The organism is Lewinella cohaerens DSM 23179 (assembly GCF_000379805.1).
Lineage (GTDB): Bacteria > Bacteroidota > Bacteroidia > Chitinophagales > Saprospiraceae > Lewinella > Lewinella cohaerens.
In genome coordinates, this window is the sequence record NZ_KB903539.1 from 1 (window position 1) to 19,368 (window position 19,368).

At 45.5% G+C, this 19,368-nt stretch carries 16 protein-coding genes; 8 read left to right on the forward strand and 8 right to left on the reverse strand.

Annotation, left to right across the window (positions count from 1 at the left end):
• Positions 1–146, reverse strand: a 146-nt coding sequence (locus A3EU_RS35475) for a DUF4372 domain-containing protein (RefSeq protein WP_020535825.1), incomplete at its 3' end; no start/stop codon positions are given.
• A gap of 228 nt (positions 147–374) precedes the next feature.
• Here A3EU_RS35475 and A3EU_RS0109035 point away from each other — a divergent pair.
• Together A3EU_RS0109035 and A3EU_RS0109040 are read left to right on the forward strand one after the other, a co-directional pair.
• A complete protein-coding gene (locus tag A3EU_RS0109035; protein WP_020535826.1) occupies positions 375–944 on the forward strand; it encodes an NUDIX domain-containing protein in 570 nt (189 codons plus the stop codon).
• A 133-nt stretch (positions 945–1,077) separates the two neighbouring features.
• Positions 1,078–1,653: a hypothetical protein gene (locus tag A3EU_RS0109040; RefSeq protein ID WP_156825714.1), complete on the forward strand. Its 576-nt coding sequence runs from the start codon at positions 1,078–1,080 to the stop codon at positions 1,651–1,653.
• Positions 1,654–2,296: 643 nt separating this feature from the next.
• On the opposite strand, the gene A3EU_RS0109050 is transcribed toward A3EU_RS0109040, so the two are convergent.
• Positions 2,297–4,141 (reverse strand): hypothetical protein, encoded by a 1,845-nt coding sequence (locus tag A3EU_RS0109050; RefSeq protein ID WP_020535829.1) that lies wholly within the window; start codon positions 4,139–4,141, stop codon positions 2,297–2,299.
• A gap of 9 nt (positions 4,142–4,150) precedes the next feature.
• On the reverse strand, positions 4,151–7,057 hold the full coding sequence (locus tag A3EU_RS0109055) for a DEAD/DEAH box helicase (protein WP_425412665.1): 2,907 nt from the start codon (positions 7,055–7,057) through the stop codon (positions 4,151–4,153).
• Positions 7,058–7,234: 177 nt separating this feature from the next.
• On the opposite strand from A3EU_RS0109055, the gene A3EU_RS0109060 reads away from it, so the two are divergent.
• From A3EU_RS0109060 to rpmA, 3 genes are all read left to right on the forward strand, one after another.
• Positions 7,235–8,542: an HlyD family secretion protein gene (locus A3EU_RS0109060; protein ID WP_020535831.1), complete on the forward strand. Its 1,308-nt coding sequence runs from the start codon at positions 7,235–7,237 to the stop codon at positions 8,540–8,542.
• 164 nt (positions 8,543–8,706) lie between these two features.
• Positions 8,707–9,015, forward strand: a complete 309-nt coding sequence (gene rplU, locus A3EU_RS0109065; RefSeq protein ID WP_020535832.1) for a 50S ribosomal protein L21 — start codon at positions 8,707–8,709, stop codon at positions 9,013–9,015.
• A 38-nt stretch (positions 9,016–9,053) separates the two neighbouring features.
• Entirely contained in the window at positions 9,054–9,752 is a 699-nt protein-coding gene (rpmA, locus tag A3EU_RS35370; RefSeq protein WP_020535833.1) for a 50S ribosomal protein L27, read from the forward strand.
• Between the two features lie 323 nt (positions 9,753–10,075).
• Here rpmA and A3EU_RS0109075 read toward each other — a convergent pair whose 3' ends face one another.
• Positions 10,076–10,711: a hypothetical protein gene (locus A3EU_RS0109075; protein ID WP_020535834.1), complete on the reverse strand. Its 636-nt coding sequence runs from the start codon at positions 10,709–10,711 to the stop codon at positions 10,076–10,078.
• Positions 10,708–11,271 carry an RNA polymerase sigma factor gene (locus A3EU_RS0109080; protein ID WP_020535835.1) on the reverse strand — a complete coding sequence of 188 codons (564 nt, stop codon included), beginning with the start codon at positions 11,269–11,271 and terminating at the stop codon, positions 10,708–10,710. Before A3EU_RS0109080 ends, A3EU_RS0109075 begins: the two co-directional genes overlap by 4 nt.
• A 300-nt stretch (positions 11,272–11,571) precedes the next feature.
• Here A3EU_RS0109080 and A3EU_RS34790 point away from each other — a divergent pair, with 300 nt between their 5' ends.
• The 3 genes from A3EU_RS34790 (at position 11,572) to A3EU_RS29900 (ending at position 16,232) form a co-directional block, all read left to right on the forward strand.
• Positions 11,572–11,772: a hypothetical protein gene (locus A3EU_RS34790; protein ID WP_020535837.1), complete on the forward strand. Its 201-nt coding sequence runs from the start codon at positions 11,572–11,574 to the stop codon at positions 11,770–11,772.
• Positions 11,773–12,188: 416 nt separating this feature from the next.
• A complete protein-coding gene (locus tag A3EU_RS0109100; RefSeq protein WP_020535839.1) occupies positions 12,189–12,941 on the forward strand; it encodes a LolA family protein in 753 nt (250 codons plus the stop codon).
• Positions 12,942–13,028: 87 nt separating this feature from the next.
• Positions 13,029–16,232: a WD40/YVTN/BNR-like repeat-containing protein gene (locus tag A3EU_RS29900; RefSeq protein WP_020535840.1), complete on the forward strand. Its 3,204-nt coding sequence runs from the start codon at positions 13,029–13,031 to the stop codon at positions 16,230–16,232.
• A gap of 376 nt (positions 16,233–16,608) precedes the next feature.
• Here A3EU_RS29900 and A3EU_RS32645 read toward each other — a convergent pair whose 3' ends face one another.
• The 3 genes from A3EU_RS32645 to A3EU_RS0109120 all read right to left on the reverse strand — a co-directional run bounded on the left by A3EU_RS32645 (position 16,609) and on the right by A3EU_RS0109120 (position 19,180).
• A complete protein-coding gene (locus A3EU_RS32645; protein WP_020535841.1) occupies positions 16,609–17,733 on the reverse strand; it encodes an energy transducer TonB in 1,125 nt (374 codons plus the stop codon).
• Positions 17,734–17,824: 91 nt separating this feature from the next.
• Positions 17,825–18,262, reverse strand: a complete 438-nt coding sequence (locus tag A3EU_RS0109115; protein WP_020535842.1) for a bactofilin family protein — start codon at positions 18,260–18,262, stop codon at positions 17,825–17,827.
• 3 nt (positions 18,263–18,265) lie between these two features.
• The gene (locus A3EU_RS0109120) at positions 18,266–19,180 is read right to left on the reverse strand and encodes a T9SS type A sorting domain-containing protein (RefSeq protein ID WP_020535843.1); all 915 of its coding nucleotides are present in this window, start codon (positions 19,178–19,180) and stop codon (positions 18,266–18,268) included.
• Positions 19,181–19,368: the final 188 nt, after the last annotated feature.

The following is a 19,368-nucleotide window of genomic DNA, read 5'->3' on the forward strand; positions in this document are numbered from 1 at the left end:
TGGCCAAAGCTCATACACAAAAACTGATGCCAGCAGGTGAAATTGCGAACTCGATAATTACCGCCGTACTTGTCAACATACTTGGTAAACTCTTTGTGATTGATCAAACTCATCAACTGCGCAAAGACATATTTACCTCGATTCATTAGCTACCCTCTTTTGGGCGCTAATTTGGCCTTCTTCGCAGGCGATTCAAATCGTTTCCGAAGAAAACCGTTGTAACTTATTGATAAACAGAAACCTTATGAAGGTTCCTTGTTTTTTAACCGGACACTACTGAAAAAACATAACTTTAAAGGAAGAGGTTGCCAACGAAAAAGGTAACCTCTTTTTTTGAATAAATTTATTTTAGCTTTCACTGAAATTCCAATTAGATGATCCGCAATCACCGCTCTGAACTCCTCTCTGACAACTGGTACATTCTCCGTAAGCACACCTATGAATTTCGGCAGCAAGATGGCGAATGGGTAGAACAAGTGCGAGAAGCTTACGACCGTGGTAACGGCGCAGCTATACTTTTGTACAACAAAGCACAAGCGACCGTGCTGCTTACCCGCCAATTTCGCTTGCCTACTTTCCTGAATGGTAATCCTGACGGGATGATGATCGAAGCCTGTGCGGGCCTATTGGATGAAGCTGACCCCGCCGAATGCGTACGCCGTGAGACCGAAGAAGAAACAGGCTACCGTATTCAGGAAGTTGAAAAAGTGATGGAAGCATATATGTCTCCCGGAGCGGTCACGGAAATATTATACCTTTTCATTGGTGAATATGAAGCCCACCAAAAGGTGAGTGAGGGCGGTGGATTGGCCGAAGAAACCGAAGATATCGAAGTACTGGAATATACGCTCGACCAGGCGATGGCGATGGTAAAATCTGGCGAGATCAAGGACGCGAAGACCATTATGTTGTTGCAGTATGCAAAGTTGAATGGGGTGGTTTAGGGGGAAGGTATTTTCATCTCAAGAGACAATTTTAGAGATTTTGTCAAAAAAAAATTTCCGCAACTTTCGGGCAAGCCCTTGTGGTACAAACTCCTCAAAAAGAAGTGCAGAATACCGGAAAAGCCTAATTTTAGTGAGCAAACTAAAGAAAATGAAAAAGAGAAGCCAAATTGTTTCATTTCTACGGGAAATTGCCATCGTGGTCCTTGGGGTATTGATTGCTGTTTCAGTAAGTAATTACAAAGAAAGAAAAGACAATGAGAAGTATATCGAACAAACACTCTTGGCGATTGAAAACGAAATTAGGTTGAGCAACAATGAGGTAGATACTGTGCTAAAAAAACATGTCAAACTTTTTGAAATCCTGGAAGAACAAATAGAGGAAAAGGATCAGACACTCGGTGAATTGGTGGCAAATTCGGGTGGCTTTCAAGTCGCATCCATCAAGAATGTAAGCTTAAGGTTTTTCGTCTCCAACAAAGCCGAATTGCTTGATTTCAAGCTCATTTCGCAACTGTTAGATATTGAGTTACAAACAAACCTGCTTTCAGATAAAGTAAAAAGATTTGCGGATTTTGCCTATGAGCACGTTAACGACAAAGAGGAAGAGGTGATGTTGAAATTCGCCTATCTCCTAGCGGACGTAATTGATGGAGACGCAGACGCTTTTGGCATCCTATTCGGATTTCTTAGCGTTGGAGGAGAATAAAAAATATTTAAAAGATGGTACTCAATAAAGCCTAAATTAATCGGTAAGCCAAACGGATGAAATGCGCTTTCATACTATAGACATTATCGAAAACTTCCATCAGGGGTGATAAATGTTCAACTTGATTCAGCCCCACAAATATCGAAAAAACCGAAGTATGAAACTTCCAAAAATACTAGTATTGCTCGGCGGCGTTGTATTATGGGTTTTACTTGACATGTNCTTGCCCACCGAAGAAGAACGAGAAAAAGCCAAACTAAAAGAAATAGGCAATAGAAATATATTGGAAAAGCAGTTAGTAGGAAAGTGGAACCATAATGACTACCCTGCCGGGCTGGACAATGATAGATGTTACCACCTCTTGAGTGCAGACGCAAGTTATACTTATCGGGGCATCGAGAAAAGCAAGATGTATGGGGGTGGGCACTGGTCCATCCGCCTCAGTGACTCCGTTTTATTAATCGAAAAAAAACCTCCCCATGACGACATCATCTATAAAATAAAAGAAATATCGCCCGACCATGTGCGTCTGCAGCAAATTGGGAAGGATAGCCTCACCAGGTTGACAGAATGGTTCCGGCACCCATGAAATCCCGATGAAACGGTGAAAGACTCTCCAGCCTATGCAACGCAAGCAACTCCCTTACTCCACCAAATACCCATAAGCCCGCAATAGCTTCTGTAAGCGTTTAAAATCCTTGGTCCTTACCAGTATACGATAGCCTTCTGCCTTGCTGCAAAGTTCCCGAATCTTTTCGTCCTGGGCCAATAGTTGCAAGAGTTTCTGGTCATTGGGATTGATCGAAAAGACGAGGAACTCTTCTTCGGTTAGCGGATTGGCTTTCTGCGAAAGCTCCCTAAAGAAGGCCTGCCAATTGGCGGGTAGATCGCCTGGAAAGAGGGTGCTAAAAAGATCAATCTTCTGTTTTAGATCCTTTGCCGTATTGCAATCTTGCAAAAACATATCGGCATTGGTCTGGAAGCGTTTACTGCCTACGGGCCGCGCAAAAGATGCAATGGCACGGCTGGCCAATTCCATGTCGCCGGCAGTTAGCAAAATGGAGAGAACATCGTCAGAGAGTTCCAACTCAAAGGGCTGTGTGATTTCAGATTCGTATTCATCTGTGTATCCTAAAACATAGGCTCCCAAGGGGGTAAGTCGAATATATCTCACGCCATCGTAGGGACTGTCACAGGTGTAGCCAATCCCTTTACAATTGGGCTCTTCGCACACCAGGTCAAGGAGCCCCCAGGCCGCAAAGAGGAACAGGTGCGCACGCAGGATCGGCCATTGGATAAGTTTTTGCCCATAAAAGGGGGCAACCTCCATTGTTGAGGGAAAAGAACTGCTTGTAAATTCTCCCGGAATCTCCAACATTAAGCGGTTTAACTCTCTAGGCTCAACAAAATCAATATGGTAAGCAGTTCTTTCCTTTTGATGCTGCCAGTCTTTATGCGCTACCCAACCTTGTTCGTAGAGCGGCTGAAAGTACTCCACCGAATCATGCTCCACCTTTCGGAAAGCGGGCGCTCTTAAACTGGAAACGCCATTAACGTACGTCAGTAAATGCAGGGCGGAACGAAATTGCTGGGGGTAGGTTTTCGTAAAAAGATGTTTGATCAAATCCGGCGGACTGGCATTATTGGGCAAGTCATCCAGCTGTAGCAAGAGGCTGGCCAACATATTGGCCCGCATATGCATAAGTTCCTTTTGCTTGGTCTCCGGATAGAATTCTGTAAGTGCCAGTTTTTTACCCAAAGCGCGGATGGAAGCAGCATTGGGTCGCCCTTTTTTACTGAGTTTAGGGCGTTTGTTATTCAGAAAAATAATTAAGCCCGGCAACTCTCGTAAGATCAATTCTTCTCCATAAAAGACACCCATTTTCTTTGCACTCTCTGGTAGTTCTGGATAAGACGGCAGTCTTGCCTCAATCGGTGACGAGAGAATAGCAATGATCTTTTGCAACAGCTTGGGTAACAGAAAAACAATTTTAGCTTCTCTGCCATAATAATAACTAAACGGCTCACGGGAGGGTAAGACACGAAACTGGGGTAGTAGCTTTATGCTCGGCCGATTGTAACGGTGCATCCCACCTTCCTGATACTCTTTTTCGTAGGTGGTAATAGCCAGTTCGTCCTCAATCATTTGATGGTTGAGTGGCCCCTTCAAGGCAAGATATTCCATCAAGGTCTTCACCTCAGGGTCAAGGTTTGCGACAAAACGCTGATACAGGCTCCTGGACATGAACGGCAAGCTACACACCTTGATCATCAAAGATTTCTGAGGGGAGCGGTTGCCATAAGTTGCCCACTCGCGATAGATCGCCGAAGCAGCAGGTAACTGACTCAAAATCAGCTTCCGCTCTTCCTTTACGAAAGGTACTGCCAAGCGCCAAAAGGTTTGCGACAAATCGTTCTTGTTCAATTCGTCAAAACCTTCTGCAACATCACTCGTTTTCCAGCCCAAATTTCCATCTTCTTGTATCATCTCTCCTGGCTATTTCCCTAAGATAAAATCGATATCCTCTGCCGTAATATTCTTAGCTGCAGCGCCGTCAGCACCGATAATGTTATCAAACAACTCTTGTTTCTTTTCCTGTAAAAGTCGAATCTTCTCCTCAATGGTTCCTACCGTTATTAGCCGCAAGGCATGTACTTTATTGACCTGGCCTATCCGGTGTGTACGGTCGATGGCCTGCTTTTCGGCAGCGACATTCCACCAAGGGTCATAGATAAAGACGGTGCTGGCGGCCGTGAGATTGAGGCCTGTGCCACCGGTTTTTAGCGTCATCAAAAACACCCGACAAGAAGGGTCTTCCTGAAAACGGTCTACCAATTCCTGCCGGTTGCGGGTGGCTCCACTCATGCTTACGTAATCTACGCCTTGCTCATCAAGCGCATTGCCCAGCAACTCAAGGCCGGCGAGGAAGTTGACAAAAATGAGTGCTTTGCGGCCATTCCCGATCACTTCCCAAAGTTGTTCGAGCAGCAATTCTTTTTTGGCCGACTGTACTTTACCGTTGGTCTTACTTTCCGGGATCGTAGCTATCTGGCGGAGTTCGTTAAGGGCCTGAAATATGATAAACTGGCTCTTACTAATTCCCTTACTAGCTACTTGCTGCTCAATCAGCTCCTGATAGTATCGGCGGCGCATCTCATAAAGCTGAGCTTGTTCGGGGCTCATATCCACATACAGCGTCTGTTCTACCTTGTCGGGCAGATCATCCAATACATCTTCTTTGTGGCGACGAAGAATAAAGGGGAATATCTTCTTACGCAAATGGCGGGTCGCTACCGCATCGTTTTCCCTTTGAATGGGATAGCCATAATCCTGCATAAACTGTTTGAGCGTACCAAACATTCCAGGATTGAGAAAACGAAATAAGGAATACAATTCTCCCAGGTTATTCTCTATGGGCGTACCACTGAGCGCCAGGCGATGATCTGCCTGTAATAACAAAACAGCCCTGGTGGTTTGGGTTTCAATATTCTTGATATTCTGTGACTCATCCAGGATCACATAACAAAGATCAATGTCTTTAAGGTCTTTGATATCATTACGCATTGTAGCGTAGGTCGTAATCACAACTTGCGACCCGGCAGTAGCTTCCCAGTTTCGGTCTGTTCCGTAGTGGATGTAGGTGGTGAGCTGTGGCGCAAAACGCTCACATTCTTTACGCCAGTTTTGCAATAAGCTCCGAGGAGCCACGACCAGCGAAGGTCGCTTTTCTTCCGGGTTGCTGTAAACTTTGGCCAGCACACTGATGGCTTGTAGGGTTTTCCCCAAGCCCATATCATCGGCAAGGCAGCCGCCCAGGTTTTGCTCCCGTAGATAGTTCAGCCACTTGAACCCATATTTCTGATAGGGCCGCATGGTAGCGTTCAGTTTAGGTAGCTGTGTTTTCTTTTTTGCTAAATCAGCAAAACCTTCAAAAACAGCCCGCGAACGCTTAAATGGAGACTGATCGGTCTGCTCTGCAATCAAATCTTCGATGAGTGGCAAATCGAAGACCGATAATTGCAGGGTCTTTTTTTCTTTGTCTTTATGCTTAAAAAGCCGTTCCAGGCGGCGCACATAGTGCTCATCGACGATAGCTGTGGTGCCATCTCCTAAAACGACATAGCGCTGTTTTTGAAATTGCCGCAGCAAATCAAAAAGCCCGATGCTTTGTTCACCAAAATCAACGTCCACCTCTCCTTCCAAAAAGTCGATGCCGTGGCTGAGGCGCATACTTACCTTCGGGGATTGTACCGTGATTTTATATTCTTTCAGCTGCTCTGCTCCCAGTACGCGGTAGCTTTGCAATAACTTCGGGAGGTTCTCGGTAATAAAGGTGCTGGCGCAATCCTGCTCCAACACAAACAAATTATCTTCCCGAAAGAAAGACTGCTGTTTACCTCGCCCTTTTTGCAGCATCCGCTCCATGGAGTAGAGTAAATCTTCATACTGATTTTGGCGAATGACCCGCAGCGTGATTCTTTTCTCCAGTTCATTCACCTGAGCATAGCGAACAAGGGGGTAATCCTGCATCCGGTCAATGTCAATATGTGGCAGCGTTTGGCCTACCCTCAAATAGAGGCTCTGATCAACATCAATTTTTTCGAAAACCAAACAAGGCTCTGCTTCAATGAGCTGCTCGGTTTGATGAAGCTCATACTGATCGTAAACCAGTTTTATATTGTCAATTTGGCTAAAGTAAAGCGACAAGAAGAAAACNTCATCGGCTTTATTAATGGTGGTATTAAAAACAGAAAGGAAGGCAAAACCACCACCAAGAGGAGAGACTTCGATAATTTGCTGCTCCCAAAGCACCATGTCTTCGGTGAGCATTACAAAATCCGCGTGGCGCTTTTCATTAACAATCAAAAAATGCTTGGCCTCTAGCTGATCATCTTCTTTGGGGTCAAGTTGAAAAACCATCCGCCCTTTACCCGTTGAGAAAGTGATGCTTTCTCCTTTTTCGTTTTCCAATCGGGAGCAATGCCGCAACAAGGCCAGTAGATAGGGATGCTCGTGAAGGAAAATACTATTACTCGGTTGTGCCCAATCAATTACAAAATCCTGCTGCTGCTTTAATTGATGCAGGGTACTGAGCAGTTGCCTTTCATAGCCGACGCTCTCATTATAATCTATCTCTACTTCCGCCCCGTTGGCATTCACGACTCGTAGCGCGATTCCTTGCTCTTCTTTACATAACCGAAAATGGAAATCAGCAGAAGCCTGTGTCGCTTTCTTTTTTCTTTTTATCGCTTGTTCTTGCCTGAGGGCACTCAACCACTTGGGATCCATTCTTTGGGTAACTGGTTTACATGTGGCGCAAAAATAACGTAAAAAAACAGGGTAGGAAACAGCACAAAAACAAATTGAGCATTCGTTTTCCGAGTAGAAGGTTAAGTGTTTCATTTTGAGCGAGTTAGGTGTTTTGGAAACCTAAAGAAGGTTCAATTTGTTTTTTACGCAATACAATTGACTTATCTTTAGAGTATGTTTGGGACGGTTTCGTCACGAGAACCAAGGAGTTGCGATTCGCAGCAGGAACAAGTCCCAAACACACTCTAAAAAGGACTAAAAATATTCCTTATGCCCGCTCGCCCCTCTTTGCCTCCGCTTGAACCAGCCGAGGATACACTGGCCATTTTCGGCCGCCCTTCCGGCTGGATGCTGTATTGGGGGAGTGGGGTGATTGTAGTGTTCTTTGCTTTGCTGCTGCTGTTTATCAGTTGGGTCAATTATCCAGATAAGATTACCACGGAAGTGGTCATCACGGCAGGGGCTCCTCCGGTGCCGGTGGTTACGCGCACAGAAGGTGTTGTTGCTCAAGTTTTCGTAACAGAAGGAGAATTTGTCGAAACCAATGCGCCGTTAATCGTTCTCGACAATCCTGCCGATTTGCAAGATGTCTTAAAAATGGAGGAATTGATCGCAAATCTAAGGCCCTTTTCCAGCCCTTTGGATATCCCTTCCGTTAGTCTTCCTTCCTCCCTTAAGCTGGGGACCATGGGGCGTACTTATACCCAATTGCAAAACCTTAGTACAGAAATCGACTATTGGCTGCAGCGGCAGAGTAGTAGTCCACGCGCCCAAGAGATAACAAAACAATTGGAAGAGATAAAAAAGCTACAAGCCAGTCTTCAGGAGCAACTGGAAACCCAGGAGTTAGAAACAGCAATTGCCCGAAACCAATTGAATCAATACGAGGAGCTTTTCATTAAAGAAGCAGCCAGTCAACTGGAGGTGGATCAAGCTGCAACCAATTATTTACGTTCGGAAAGGCAAATAAAACAGCAAGAAAATCGGCTGACCGAAAGCCGGAACAGAGAAGCTGAACTCCGCGAAAGCCGCCTCGCGCTGGGTGAAAATGTCAGCGACCAAATCATGGAACGCTGGCTAAAGTGGCAGGCTTCGTTGCGCCTTTTACAGCAAGAGCTTTACGAATGGCAAGAACTTTACGTGCTACGGGCAACACAAAGTGGCAGTATTTCTTTCTACGAAAACATCTATCCCGGCCTTTTTGTGCCCCCCCACCAGGTCGTCATGGGTATTGTTCCTGCCGACACTACTGGCGTATACCTTGCTGAGGGGCTGCTCCCACAAACAGCCAGTGGTAAAATTCTTCCCGGAGCCAAAGCCTACCTGGAGTTGGATGCTTATCCTAGTCGCGAATTTGGACAGATCCGTGCAGAAGTACAACAAATAGCATTAGCTGCAAATGCAGAAGGAGGAAGCTACCGCTTGGTCTTGGGGCTCCCAGACAGTTTACGTACTTCTTATGGTATAACATTACAAGCTCGGCAACAAATGCGCGCTCAAGCCGTCTTGCTTAGCGAGAACAAAAGCCTACTCAGGCGGCTGCTCGATCATTTATGGGAAGTGGGAAGAAATGAATAAGTTGGACTTTTGCCCAAAGTCCGAGAGTCCAGCCCAAAAGATCAGGAGAAGGGGAATAAGCGGCACCTGCCCACTAACAAAAAAAGTAACGGAAACGCTAATAATTTCAAAGTAAAGCTTATCTTTGCAGCCCGTTAGGAAATTTTTCAAACAAACAACTACTAATGTTCGCAATCGTAACCATAGCTGGTCAACAGTTCAAAGTTGAGGAAGGTCAGGAGATCTTCGTCCACCAGCTAGAAGCAAGCGAAGGTGATAAAATGTCGTTTGATCAGGTTTTAATGATCAACAACGACGGTAACACCTCGATTGGCACGCCGGTTTTGGACGCCAAGGTTAATGCTACGGTATTAGGCCACCAGAAAGGCGACAAAGTGATCGTATTCAAGAAGAAGCGCCGTAAAGGATACCGCGTCAAGAATGGTCACCGCCAGCATTTTACCAAAATTAAAATAGACAGCATTGCCGGCTAAGTCGGTTGCATCATTGTTCATCTAAAAAGCATTAAACCATGGCACATAAAAAAGGTGTAGGTAGTACCGACAATGGACGCGACAGTCAGAGTAAACGACTTGGCGTTAAGCTATTCGGAGGCCAAAACGCTATCGCAGGTAACATTATCGTTCGTCAGCGTGGTACCAAGTACCATCCTGGTGATAACGTATACATGGGGAAAGATTTCACCCTACACGCTAAGATCGACGGTACGGTAACTTTCCGCAAGCGTCGTTCTAACCGTACTTACGTAAGCATTCTTCCTGCTGATGCAGTAGCTGAAGCACCTGCTGCTCCAGTAAAGAAAGCTCCAGCTAAAAAAGCTGCTCCAGCTCCTGTAGCTGAAGCACGTTCTGTAGCTGCAGAAGCACCTAAGGCAGAAGCACCAAAGAAAGCTGCTCCTAAACAGAAAGCTGCTAAGATTGAATTACCAAATGGTAAGAGCATCAAGCAGGATGACCTCAAGATGGTAGAAGGTGTCGGTCCTAAGATCGAAGGTCTACTACACGACGGTGGCATCATGACTTGGGAAGACTTAGCTAATGCACCTACGGAAAAAGTACAAGGCATCCTCGACGAAGCCGGACCACGCTACCGTATGCACCAGCCTACCACATGGGCCAAGCAGGCACGCCTTGCTGCCGATGGCAAATGGGACGAGCTGGTAACTTACCAGGATTACCTTGATGGTGGTCGTGAACCAGAAGACAAGTAAGTTAGCCTAGCGCTAGTTGCTACTATAAAAAAGCCCCGCTGCCATTTGGTAGCGGGGCTTTTGTGTTTGGCGCTAGATGAAATCGTTTGGTTGTAAAAGTGTAGGCTGGACTTCAGTCCGGCCACAATCGCAATATCTTCCCGCTCGGACTGAAGTCCAAGCCACGTCTTAAGCATTCAACCCCAAACGATTTCATCTAGCGCCCACCTTTTATTAGCGCAAGCGAGCACTAAACCCCACGGCCAGCATACTGAGATAATGTTGGGCATCGCTACTAGAAGCTACGGATGGCTTGATCAGGTTTAATTTAATAAGAAGAATTCCTAATACCGCTCGATAACATCGGGGTATAAGGTTCGCCGGTCACGTTTTCGTTTCTGGCTTTCAAGAACCGGGGCTGAAAGTTTATCATCCAATAAACTTGGCAGCAATGGTATCGTCATGTTCCCTTTTAAAGGAAACGTAAGGTAAGCAGCACTTCTGTCAGGTAAAGATTGTTCCTCTTCCTCTTCTATTGGTGTGCTGTCGTTTATTTCTGTAGATAAAAAGTTTGTAGCCTCTGGCGCCGCTTCCACAAACTCAGTGGTATTGGCAGGAAGCTGACGGTACTCGGGATTCGTCGTGCTTCCTACCTCCACTTTAAAGGGCGCGTTCTCAGTGTGTAATGGGTTTTCTGTAGTCGTTGTAATATTAAAACTACTCAGAGTAACAGTGTTTTTATTTGGATCATTAAGCACCCACCAGCACAAGGCTCCAATAATGATCAAAATCAAGCCTCTAAATATCCATGCTGTCAAGCGGCCGCCGGCTGGCGGAGTCTCTTCTTTGGGGGCCATTGTACCACCGCCTTGGTCCAGGAGTTCATCCATCTGCTCCCAGGCCGAGGCATCAAAGGCAAATTCGTGTGCTTCTACTTTAGACCGAAGCTCGTCTTCCCATTTGTTGTAGTCGAAACTCATGCCGATCTGCCTTTTTGGTTATACAATTGCCCCAGCCAAGACTGTAAGGTCTCGCGAGCTTTAGCTAGTCTCCATTTACTCGTACTGAGGGTGATGCCCAACAGGTTGGTAATTTCCTCATGTTTGTATCCTTCGATCACATACAAGCTGAAAACAACACGTAAATGATCAGGTAAGCGCTGAATAATCTGAATGAGTTCTTCGACCGCCAGGTTTTCCTCGGCCTTGCTTCTCATAATGGGTACGTCTTTGGCTTCCAGGCTAATACGTTCCCGATAGCGCTGCTCGTAACGTAAGTGATCCATCGTTGTTCTGAAAGTAATGGTTGCCATCCATCCCTGGAATGACCCTACTTCCCGGTATTTTCCCAGCCCATTAAAAATGGTTAGAAATGCCTGATTCAATATTGCGGTAGCTTCCTCCTTATCGCGGGTATAGCGCATCGGAATACCTAGAAGTTTACCGTAAAAGCGACGGTAAAGCTCCTTTTGCGCCAACCGATCCCCCGCCAGGCATCCCTGTCGCAAGTTCTCTTCGGTGCTATGTTTTCCGTATGACATATACGTTGATAATGTTTTTTATAGAAGGATTTTATAAAGAGTGCTGTTTAATATAGCCGTCTCAATCATGCCTTCTATCCCTACTATCGTTGGAAAAATTAAAAAGGTTAGTGAAGCAGCCATCTTTTTTTATTTTTTTTGAACTCGGTTGATCGCTGAGGCTTATTTGGTTATATCTACATCACTTCAAAACACATCTTACAAACTTGTTCTTTAATACACAATTATTTACATAATTGATATTCAACCCAAGCATCTTTCCAGGTGGACAAACGAGCTTTAATCTAATACATGATAGCTATGAGCGATACTCCTTTCCGTTTAGATCGGACGAAATTCAAGATGCAGACCTTTAATGAAGCTAGCCACCAGTTAAGCTACTGGCAAACTAAAACACCTGTTGAAAGATTACAGGCTGCCTATTTTTTGATAAGTCAAGCCTATAATTTCGACTTGAATAATCCTCCTAAGGAACAGCACGAAAATAAAACACGATTTTGACTTTCACAATAGTTGGCCAAGCGGTTCATTTTAAGCGGGTTAACTATTTGAAAGTCTTATAAAAAATCGTGTTTTATTTTCTGCGCAATACTAAGATAGATCGGCAGAAATTTTTCATACGTAAACATGCCCATTGATGAGTAATATTTTTAACGAGCTTCTAGAAGCAAAAAGAGCCGTATTACGCCCTAAAGATCAAGACGATATTGAAAACCTAACAAAACGATAGCTTCGATTTCATCCCTCCCTTTTCCTCTTTCATCGAATATTTTTCGGTTTTTTCCGCACAATTCCCACCTTAGAGTGTAATATTTTTGAGTCCGGTGTTACTAATAGATCGCAGTTTGTTTTTCACCAAACAATCCACTGCGAACAACCAGACTCAATACAATCATTTTCGTAAAAAATAAACCAGAATGAAACACATTTTCTTGCTTTGCGCATTGTCACTAGGATTTTTCATGGGTAACGCGCAAGAGAAAGCCGTTACGGATATTACTGCTGACGAGATCATAGAGGCTTACCTCGAAAACATTGGTGGTAAAGACAACTGGAAAGCCCTCACTTCTATACGAATGGAAGCCAAAATGGCTCAGATGGGTATGGAATTCCCTGGCGTAATCATGCAAATGCCACCTAACAAGCAGCGCATGGAAATCAATATTCAAGGTCAGGAGATGATCCAGGCTTATGATGGAGAAACAGCTTGGTGGATCAACCCATTTATGGGAGCAGCTGATGCACAGCCGATGCCTGCCGAAATGGCCAATGAATTTACCAAAGAAACCTTTGAGGATGATTTTATCGACTACGCTGACAAAGGTCACATGATTGAGCTACTAGGTGAAGCCGAAGTGGACGGAGTGATGACTTATGAAGTAAAATTGACTAAAAAAGACGGTACGGAGGAATTCCATTATTTTGACCCAGAATACATGGTGCCTATCATGCAAAAAACCATTGTGGAAGAAGGACAGATGGCCGGCCAAGCTGTAGAGACCTACCTAAGTGATTACGAAGAGTATGAAGGATTAATGATCCCGATGTACATCGAATCAAAAGTAGGCGGTGCTACTCAATTTTCATTGACGGTAACCAAGATTGAACTAAATTTAGAGTTAGATGAAACGATCTTCGTCTATCCTAAAGCTGCAGACAAAGGCAAGTAATTCTTCTGCTTGCCAGCAACTAATTCACTGGCCCTACGGCAAACGTCGTCAGGGCCAGTGTTCGTTAAACGAGAAATTCAACCTATTATGCGAATTCTTTTTACCTCTTGCACCCTTCTTTTCAGTCTTTTATTTTTCCAGCAAGCCCAAGCCCAGGATAGCCAAATTACGACCAGCTCTATACTGATCGACGGCCTTCGTGCCCGACAGATCGGCCCAGCAGTAATGAGTGGCCGCGTGAGTAGCATTGCGGTACACCCGGATGACCCCACCACTATTTATCTAGGTTCTGCTGGTGGAGGCGTTTGGAAAACCGTTACCGGAGGTACTGTACTCCGCCCCGTTTTTGATGACCACACCCAGTCCATTGGCAAAGTGGCTATTGCTCCCAGTGAGCCGGAAACGGTGTACGTAGGTACTGGTGAACAATGGACACGTAATAGCGTCTCTGTCGGAACCGGCATGTACAAAAGTACCAACGGCGGCACAAGCTGGAAGGCTATCGGCTTAGAGAATACCGAGCGTATTTCCGACATCATCATCCACCCTACTGATCCTAATACAGCCTATGTGGCCGCTCTCGGCCATTTGTGGAACGCCAACGAAGAAAGAGGTGTTTTTAAAACTACCGATGGTGGGGCAACTTGGGAGAAAGTACTTTACATCGACGAAAACACCGGCGCGACCGACCTTGATTTCGACCCAGAAAACCCTGAGGTTGTCTACGCTGTCACCTGGAGTTTTCGGCGTTACCCATGGTCATTTGACTCTGGATTTACTGGAGGTAGCGGTGTTTACAAAAGTACCGATGGGGGAGGTAATTGGACGCCAATTCAAAATGGTCTCCCTGATGAAAAACTCGGTCGTATGGCTATTGGTGTAGCCCCCACTAATGGCGACGTCATTTACCTTTCGGTAGAATGTAAAAGTGCTGATAAGAAAGGTTTATACCTTAGCACCGATGCTGGTGCCAACTGGGAAATGGCCAGCAATGACTTTGGTACCACTGTGCGCCCTTTTTACTTTAGTAACCTGACTGTTGATCCTACCAATGATAGTATTGTTGCAAAGTGTGGATTGAACGCTATTATCAGTGAAGACCGGGGCCGCGTTTTTCGGGCAATAGGAAACAGTGTCCACTCCGATATTCACGATATATGGATCGACCCTGCCAACCCCAAGCACATTCTGGTAGCAACTGATGGGGGTATCTACGAAAGTATCGACCGGGGCCGGACCACCAAGATGTGGATGAACCTACCTGTTTCTCAATTTTACCACGTAAGTGTAGATAACGCTAAACCTTTCAACGTCTATGGTGGCTTACAAGATAATGGCTCTTGGGTTGGCCCCTCACGCCGAGCCGGTGGTATTAGTAATAATGACTGGACCAACGTCTACGGTGGCGATGGCTTCTACACCTTTCCTCACCCTATACACGAGGATATCATTTTTGCTGAATACCAGGGCGGTAACCTCGTTCGCTACAATAAAACAACAGGGCAAGCCAAGTCAATAGCCCCTTACCGTGGAGAAGGAGAGGAGGAACTACGCTACAATTGGAACTCACCAGTTCATATCAGCACTTTGCGCCCGGAACGGATGTATTTTGCCAGTCAGTATCTTTACCGCAGTGAAGATATGGGTGAAAGCTGGGACCGTATTTCTCCAGACCTTACCACAGACAACCCAGACAAGCAGCAGCAGTTTGCCTCTGGCGGATTGAGTATTGACAACTCTACAGCAGAGAACAACTGTACCATCTATACCATTGCAGAGTCGCCAGTAGCCGATCAAACCATTTGGGTGGGTACTGATGATGGTCATCTACAGGTCACCAGTGATGGTGGCAAAAACTGGCAAAACGTCATTGCTAATGTTCCCGATCTTCCGGAAAACACCTGGATCACTTTCGTTGATCCCAGCCCACATGACGCGAAGACTGCGTACGTGACATTCGACCACCACCGTATGGGCGATATGACGACCTATCTCTATAAAACTACCGACCTGGGGGCTACCTGGATTTGCCTGACCAACACAGAAGATGTATCAGGCTATGCATTGAGTGTTCGCCAAGACTTGGTACAACCCAACCTCTTGTTTTTGGGCACCGAATTTGGTCTATACATTTCACTAGACGATGGTACGACCTGGGCACGTTTCACCAACAATATGCCGAAGGTAGGCGTACGTGACATGGTGATCCATCCTCGTGACAACGCACTGGTAATGGCCACCCACGGCCGGGGTATTATCCTACTGGATGACTTGAGCCCATTGCGGCAAATTACCGCAGAAATGCTCACCGAAAAAGTAGCTTTCTTTGAACTCCCTCCAACACTACTGCGTGACCCTGGTGCAGGCGGAAGCTGGTTTGGTGGTTCTGGTAACTTTACGGCAGGCAACCCCAGCTCGGCAGCCCCAGTGATGTACTACAGCCAGAAACGCCATACTTTTGGTAAGATGTATATCGAAATTTACAAGGATGGTGAAAAGATAAAGGAAATTCAAGCGAGCAAATCTGCGGGAATCAATGTGGTGCGAATGCCTACCAGCCTGCCACAACCCAAAGCAGCACCTACCCGCAACCGGAGTGCCCTCTTTGGTTCCATTTTTGGCCCTAACCTGGAAGCTGGGGAATACGAAGTAAAGCTGATCAAAGGCAGGGACACTTATACCACCAGCTTTACTCTGGCTTTTGATCCTGATGCCCCTTATACCCTTGAGGAACGTGCTTTGCAACGCAAGGTCACCCAACAGCTTTATGACATGAGTGAAGACCTGGCCTACATTTACCAGGTATATGACCAACTTGCAGGTCAGTTAGAAGCCTTGGACGGATTAAAGAAGAAGCGACAGTTAGCGGTAGATCGTTTGGCTCAGGACATTCGCACAACCATGAATTCCCTGGTAGCTCTGGAAGGTGACTTCTATGTAGATGAAGGCGAGCAGATTCGGGAACGTATCTCGAACCTTTACATGAAGGTGAGCCAATACCCCGGCAAACCTTCTGATTCGCAAGTAGGAGAAGCAGATCGGCTAAGCCTTGCCATGCAGCAAATCAATGTTCAATTCGCCCAACGCCTTAGTAATGAGGTAATGGCTATCAATGCCTTGCTGGTAAAAGAAGACCTGGAGCCTTTGAGCTATGATAGCAAAGAGACTTTCTTTGCAACCGAAAGCGATAGCGGCAGCAACGAAGGCGGGCAACTAGATTGGAAAGGAAATGAAATGTACCGCGCTATGAACAGCACTGCCTTGGGGTGGCGCTGGATCATGATGTGGTAACTTTTTAGGTACTTGGTACGAAGTATTAGGTTTAAATATTAGTCATCCCGAATTTTGATTGTCATCAAAATCCGTGCTGACCAATCGCAAAACCTATAGTTAAAGAAGAAACCCCATGATTTCACTAATAGAAATCGTGGGGTTTCCTACAAAAAGTCAGATAAATCACTCTTTTCAGGTATTTACGGACTCTTTCTAAGTTAACGTCAGGCTGGATTTTGGCTAAGGCCAAAATTCGGGATGACTCATGTTTTTGGGCAAACCTCTCAGCGTTTCCACGGCCTATTTTAAGAAAAATCTGTGTTGATCAGTCTGATCCGTTCAATCCGTGGTCTATCCTATCCTAGTTGCCTCGGTCGGATCCCCAACCATTATACTAATCGTCTAGACGAAACTTGACCGGAAGGTTGAACTGTACCTTCACCGCGCGGCCTCGCTGCTTTCCTGGCACCCATTTACCCGGCGCACTCATTTGCTCTACAAGGCGTACAGCTTCCTGGCCACAGCCTGCTCCAATATCACGAATAAGGCGAATATTACTTAGGCTGCCATCTTTTTCTACAACGAAAGTTACGACGGTCGTTCCTTCTACGCCATTTTCTTTAGCGATGGCCGGATATTGTAGATTATCATAAATAGCAGACAACATTGCCTCTTGGGCACATTCCTTTTTTTCGCTTCTAGTGGCCAAGCTTTCGCAATCAGCTTGCATATAGCGTGGCATATTCTCCACTACTTTGAATATTTCGGCAGCTTGCTCTCTTGCTGGTGGCGGCGGTGGTGGAGGGTAGTTCTTATCTGCTTCTACTACAGGAAGGTCTTCTTCTATTTCTGCCTCTACTACAGGTAGTGGCGGCGGCGGTGGCGCATCTTCCGTGACCTCTTCATCTCTCCATTCTCGAGCGACTGGACTTTGTTGCAACATCTCCCGTGATGGCGCTATATCTGCTACCGTGATTTCCATTTCTTCCTCAACGGCTTCCTCTTCTTCTTCAGGAGTAGGAATTTCCTCTTTATCGAGTTTAAACCTAACAGGAAGATTGAACCTTACAGCAACGGATCTACCCCGTTGTGTCCCAGGATTCCAACGGATGTTTTCCTTATTCATCTTGTGGATGACCATAGCGGCGGCGTCTCCTAAGCCCGCGCCTGGATCACGTACTACTTTAATGTTTTCTAAAGAGCCGTCTTTTGCAACAATAAAAGTTACGACTGCCATGCCTTCCTGGCGATTTTCTCTTGCTTTTTCAGGGTACACCAAGTTGGAATAGACATAGGCTAACAAAGCTTCCTGCGAGCATTGCTTGCGTTCTTGTTTGTCAGTCATCTCTTCGCAGCCTGGAAATTCCGGCATCTGCTCTACGACCATAAATATTTCTTCCGATGGTGCTGACGCTCTAGGGGGCGGCGGAGGGGGGGCTGGTTCGTCAATGACTTGTCCGATGGCCATTACGGATACCATTGAAAATAGTATCGTCAAGAAGCTTAGTTTTAAGCGCATAGTTTCTTTTTTGTATGAATAAATCAACCTTTTTGAAAAACTTGATTGCTAAAGGTCGGGTTTAGTAACCAATTTTGGAAAAAAAATGCCGCTAAACGCCTTCTAGCCAGTCTCGTTCTTTGCGGGATAGCGATGCTGCATCTATTAAAACCACTTTTGTATTGGGAGAAGGCATAGTTAACATTCCATCCATTTCACCTCCTGGACTTATAATTAGTTTCTCGCACGTCATGTCACCTGAAATTATACTTTCCGCTTTTATCTGAAGAAGGCCACGGGTATACAACTGCCCTTTAAATGTACCATAAATGATAACCTTGCCTCCTTTGGAAACGAGGGTGCCTTTGATGTTGCCTTTATTCACAAACACGGCCTTTTCATCTATCAAGATAGACACGCCTTCAAGGTTCGCAGTGCATACGGTAGATTCCGTGATGATAATTTCTTTTGTGCCAGCATCCACTTGGGTTAATAGCGCAAAGGAGGCGTACTTGCCTTCATTGAGGCGTTTCCAGAGGCGGCGTAGCATAGACTATTGTTTAAGGAAGGATTTCAGAAATACCTCTCCGTTGGCTAGGTTTGCTTTTAGATAAAATACCCCTTTCGGTAAAGTGCTTATATCAATTGTACTAATATCCTCACCCACTAGTAGCAAACGCCCAGCTGTATCAAGGATCACATAACCGATAATGGATATAGAGGATGGCACATCCAGGTGAAGGAGATCACTAGCCGGATTGGGGTAAATTTTGACCTCGTCTTTGAGCGGAATATCCCCCACATTGGTCAACGAATCACAGGACAAGAAACCGGATTCGTAACTCACAGTTCCATTATTGTAGCAGACAAATTGTCCAGAGCACCCCATGGTCACCAAAAAACACGTTTCGCCAGTAAGCCCCATGCCAGTGCTTCCTATATCCTCGATAATGATGCTTTTAGTGGTACAACTTTCTATTCCTTCTTCGGGGGTAACAAAGGTCTTGTACATTACGCCATTGATCTCTATTTCTCCCACTGTGATGACATAATAGGGAATTAGATGAGGCAGCATTTCATCCTCCATATAGCCAGTAATGGAAAAAAGCCTGCGATCTACCGGATCGTAAGACATGACCGTATCGCCGGCCTCTGCCTCAAAATCGTACATCAGGTAAAAGGAAGGATCCTCGTAAAAATAGACTTTGTGGTCGTTTTCCCAGACCAAGAGCGAGTCTTGTGTTAGCCAGTCCATTTCTTCATCGCTCCATTGATAACCGGTAATCCATGAGCAGTCCTTATCGTCAATAAATTGCTCGCTGGTGACGGTGTATTTGATGTGGTTGCCCTCGCAATAGACATCAAAACCCTCGTACTTCCACTCGGCGTGTAGTGGGGCGTAGGTCTTCTGGCTGTAGGTTATATTGAGTAATAAAAAGAGTGTAGCAAAGGTCAGAGATGGTTTCATAAAGCACGTTAGTTTTTCAAAAAAGAGCGTTAATAAATCGCATTTATTCAAAATAAGGAATTTCACAAATTACTGAACCATGTAAGAAACGTAAGGTCATCCAAGTTACTAAATAAGAGATACTTGCGTGTTCCTATATGCCCCTAATATGTTTCAGACCTCATTTCTTGACTAAAGTCAATGGATCG

What these genes read in the sequence shown, in the direction of transcription:
- A3EU_RS0109035 (WP_020535826.1), top strand. Translation starts at nt 375, where the DNA reads ATGATCCGCAATCACCGCTCTGAACTCCTCTCTGACAACTGGTACATT.
- A3EU_RS0109050 (WP_020535829.1), bottom strand. Translation starts at nt 4,141, where the DNA reads ATGATACAAGAAGATGGAAATTTGGGCTGGAAAACGAGTGATGTTGCA.
- A3EU_RS0109060 (WP_020535831.1), top strand. Translation starts at nt 7,235, where the DNA reads ATGCCCGCTCGCCCCTCTTTGCCTCCGCTTGAACCAGCCGAGGATACA.
- rplU (WP_020535832.1), top strand. Translation starts at nt 8,707, where the DNA reads ATGTTCGCAATCGTAACCATAGCTGGTCAACAGTTCAAAGTTGAGGAA.
- rpmA (WP_020535833.1), top strand. Translation starts at nt 9,054, where the DNA reads ATGGCACATAAAAAAGGTGTAGGTAGTACCGACAATGGACGCGACAGT.
- A3EU_RS0109075 (WP_020535834.1), bottom strand. Translation starts at nt 10,711, where the DNA reads ATGAGTTTCGACTACAACAAATGGGAAGACGAGCTTCGGTCTAAAGTA.
- A3EU_RS0109080 (WP_020535835.1), bottom strand. Translation starts at nt 11,271, where the DNA reads ATGTCATACGGAAAACATAGCACCGAAGAGAACTTGCGACAGGGATGC.
- A3EU_RS34790 (WP_020535837.1), top strand. Translation starts at nt 11,572, where the DNA reads ATGAGCGATACTCCTTTCCGTTTAGATCGGACGAAATTCAAGATGCAG.
- A3EU_RS0109100 (WP_020535839.1), top strand. Translation starts at nt 12,189, where the DNA reads ATGAAACACATTTTCTTGCTTTGCGCATTGTCACTAGGATTTTTCATG.
- A3EU_RS29900 (WP_020535840.1), top strand. Translation starts at nt 13,029, where the DNA reads ATGCGAATTCTTTTTACCTCTTGCACCCTTCTTTTCAGTCTTTTATTT.
- A3EU_RS32645 (WP_020535841.1), bottom strand. Translation starts at nt 17,733, where the DNA reads ATGCGCTTAAAACTAAGCTTCTTGACGATACTATTTTCAATGGTATCC.
- A3EU_RS0109115 (WP_020535842.1), bottom strand. Translation starts at nt 18,262, where the DNA reads ATGCTACGCCGCCTCTGGAAACGCCTCAATGAAGGCAAGTACGCCTCC.
- A3EU_RS0109120 (WP_020535843.1), bottom strand. Translation starts at nt 19,180, where the DNA reads ATGAAACCATCTCTGACCTTTGCTACACTCTTTTTATTACTCAATATA.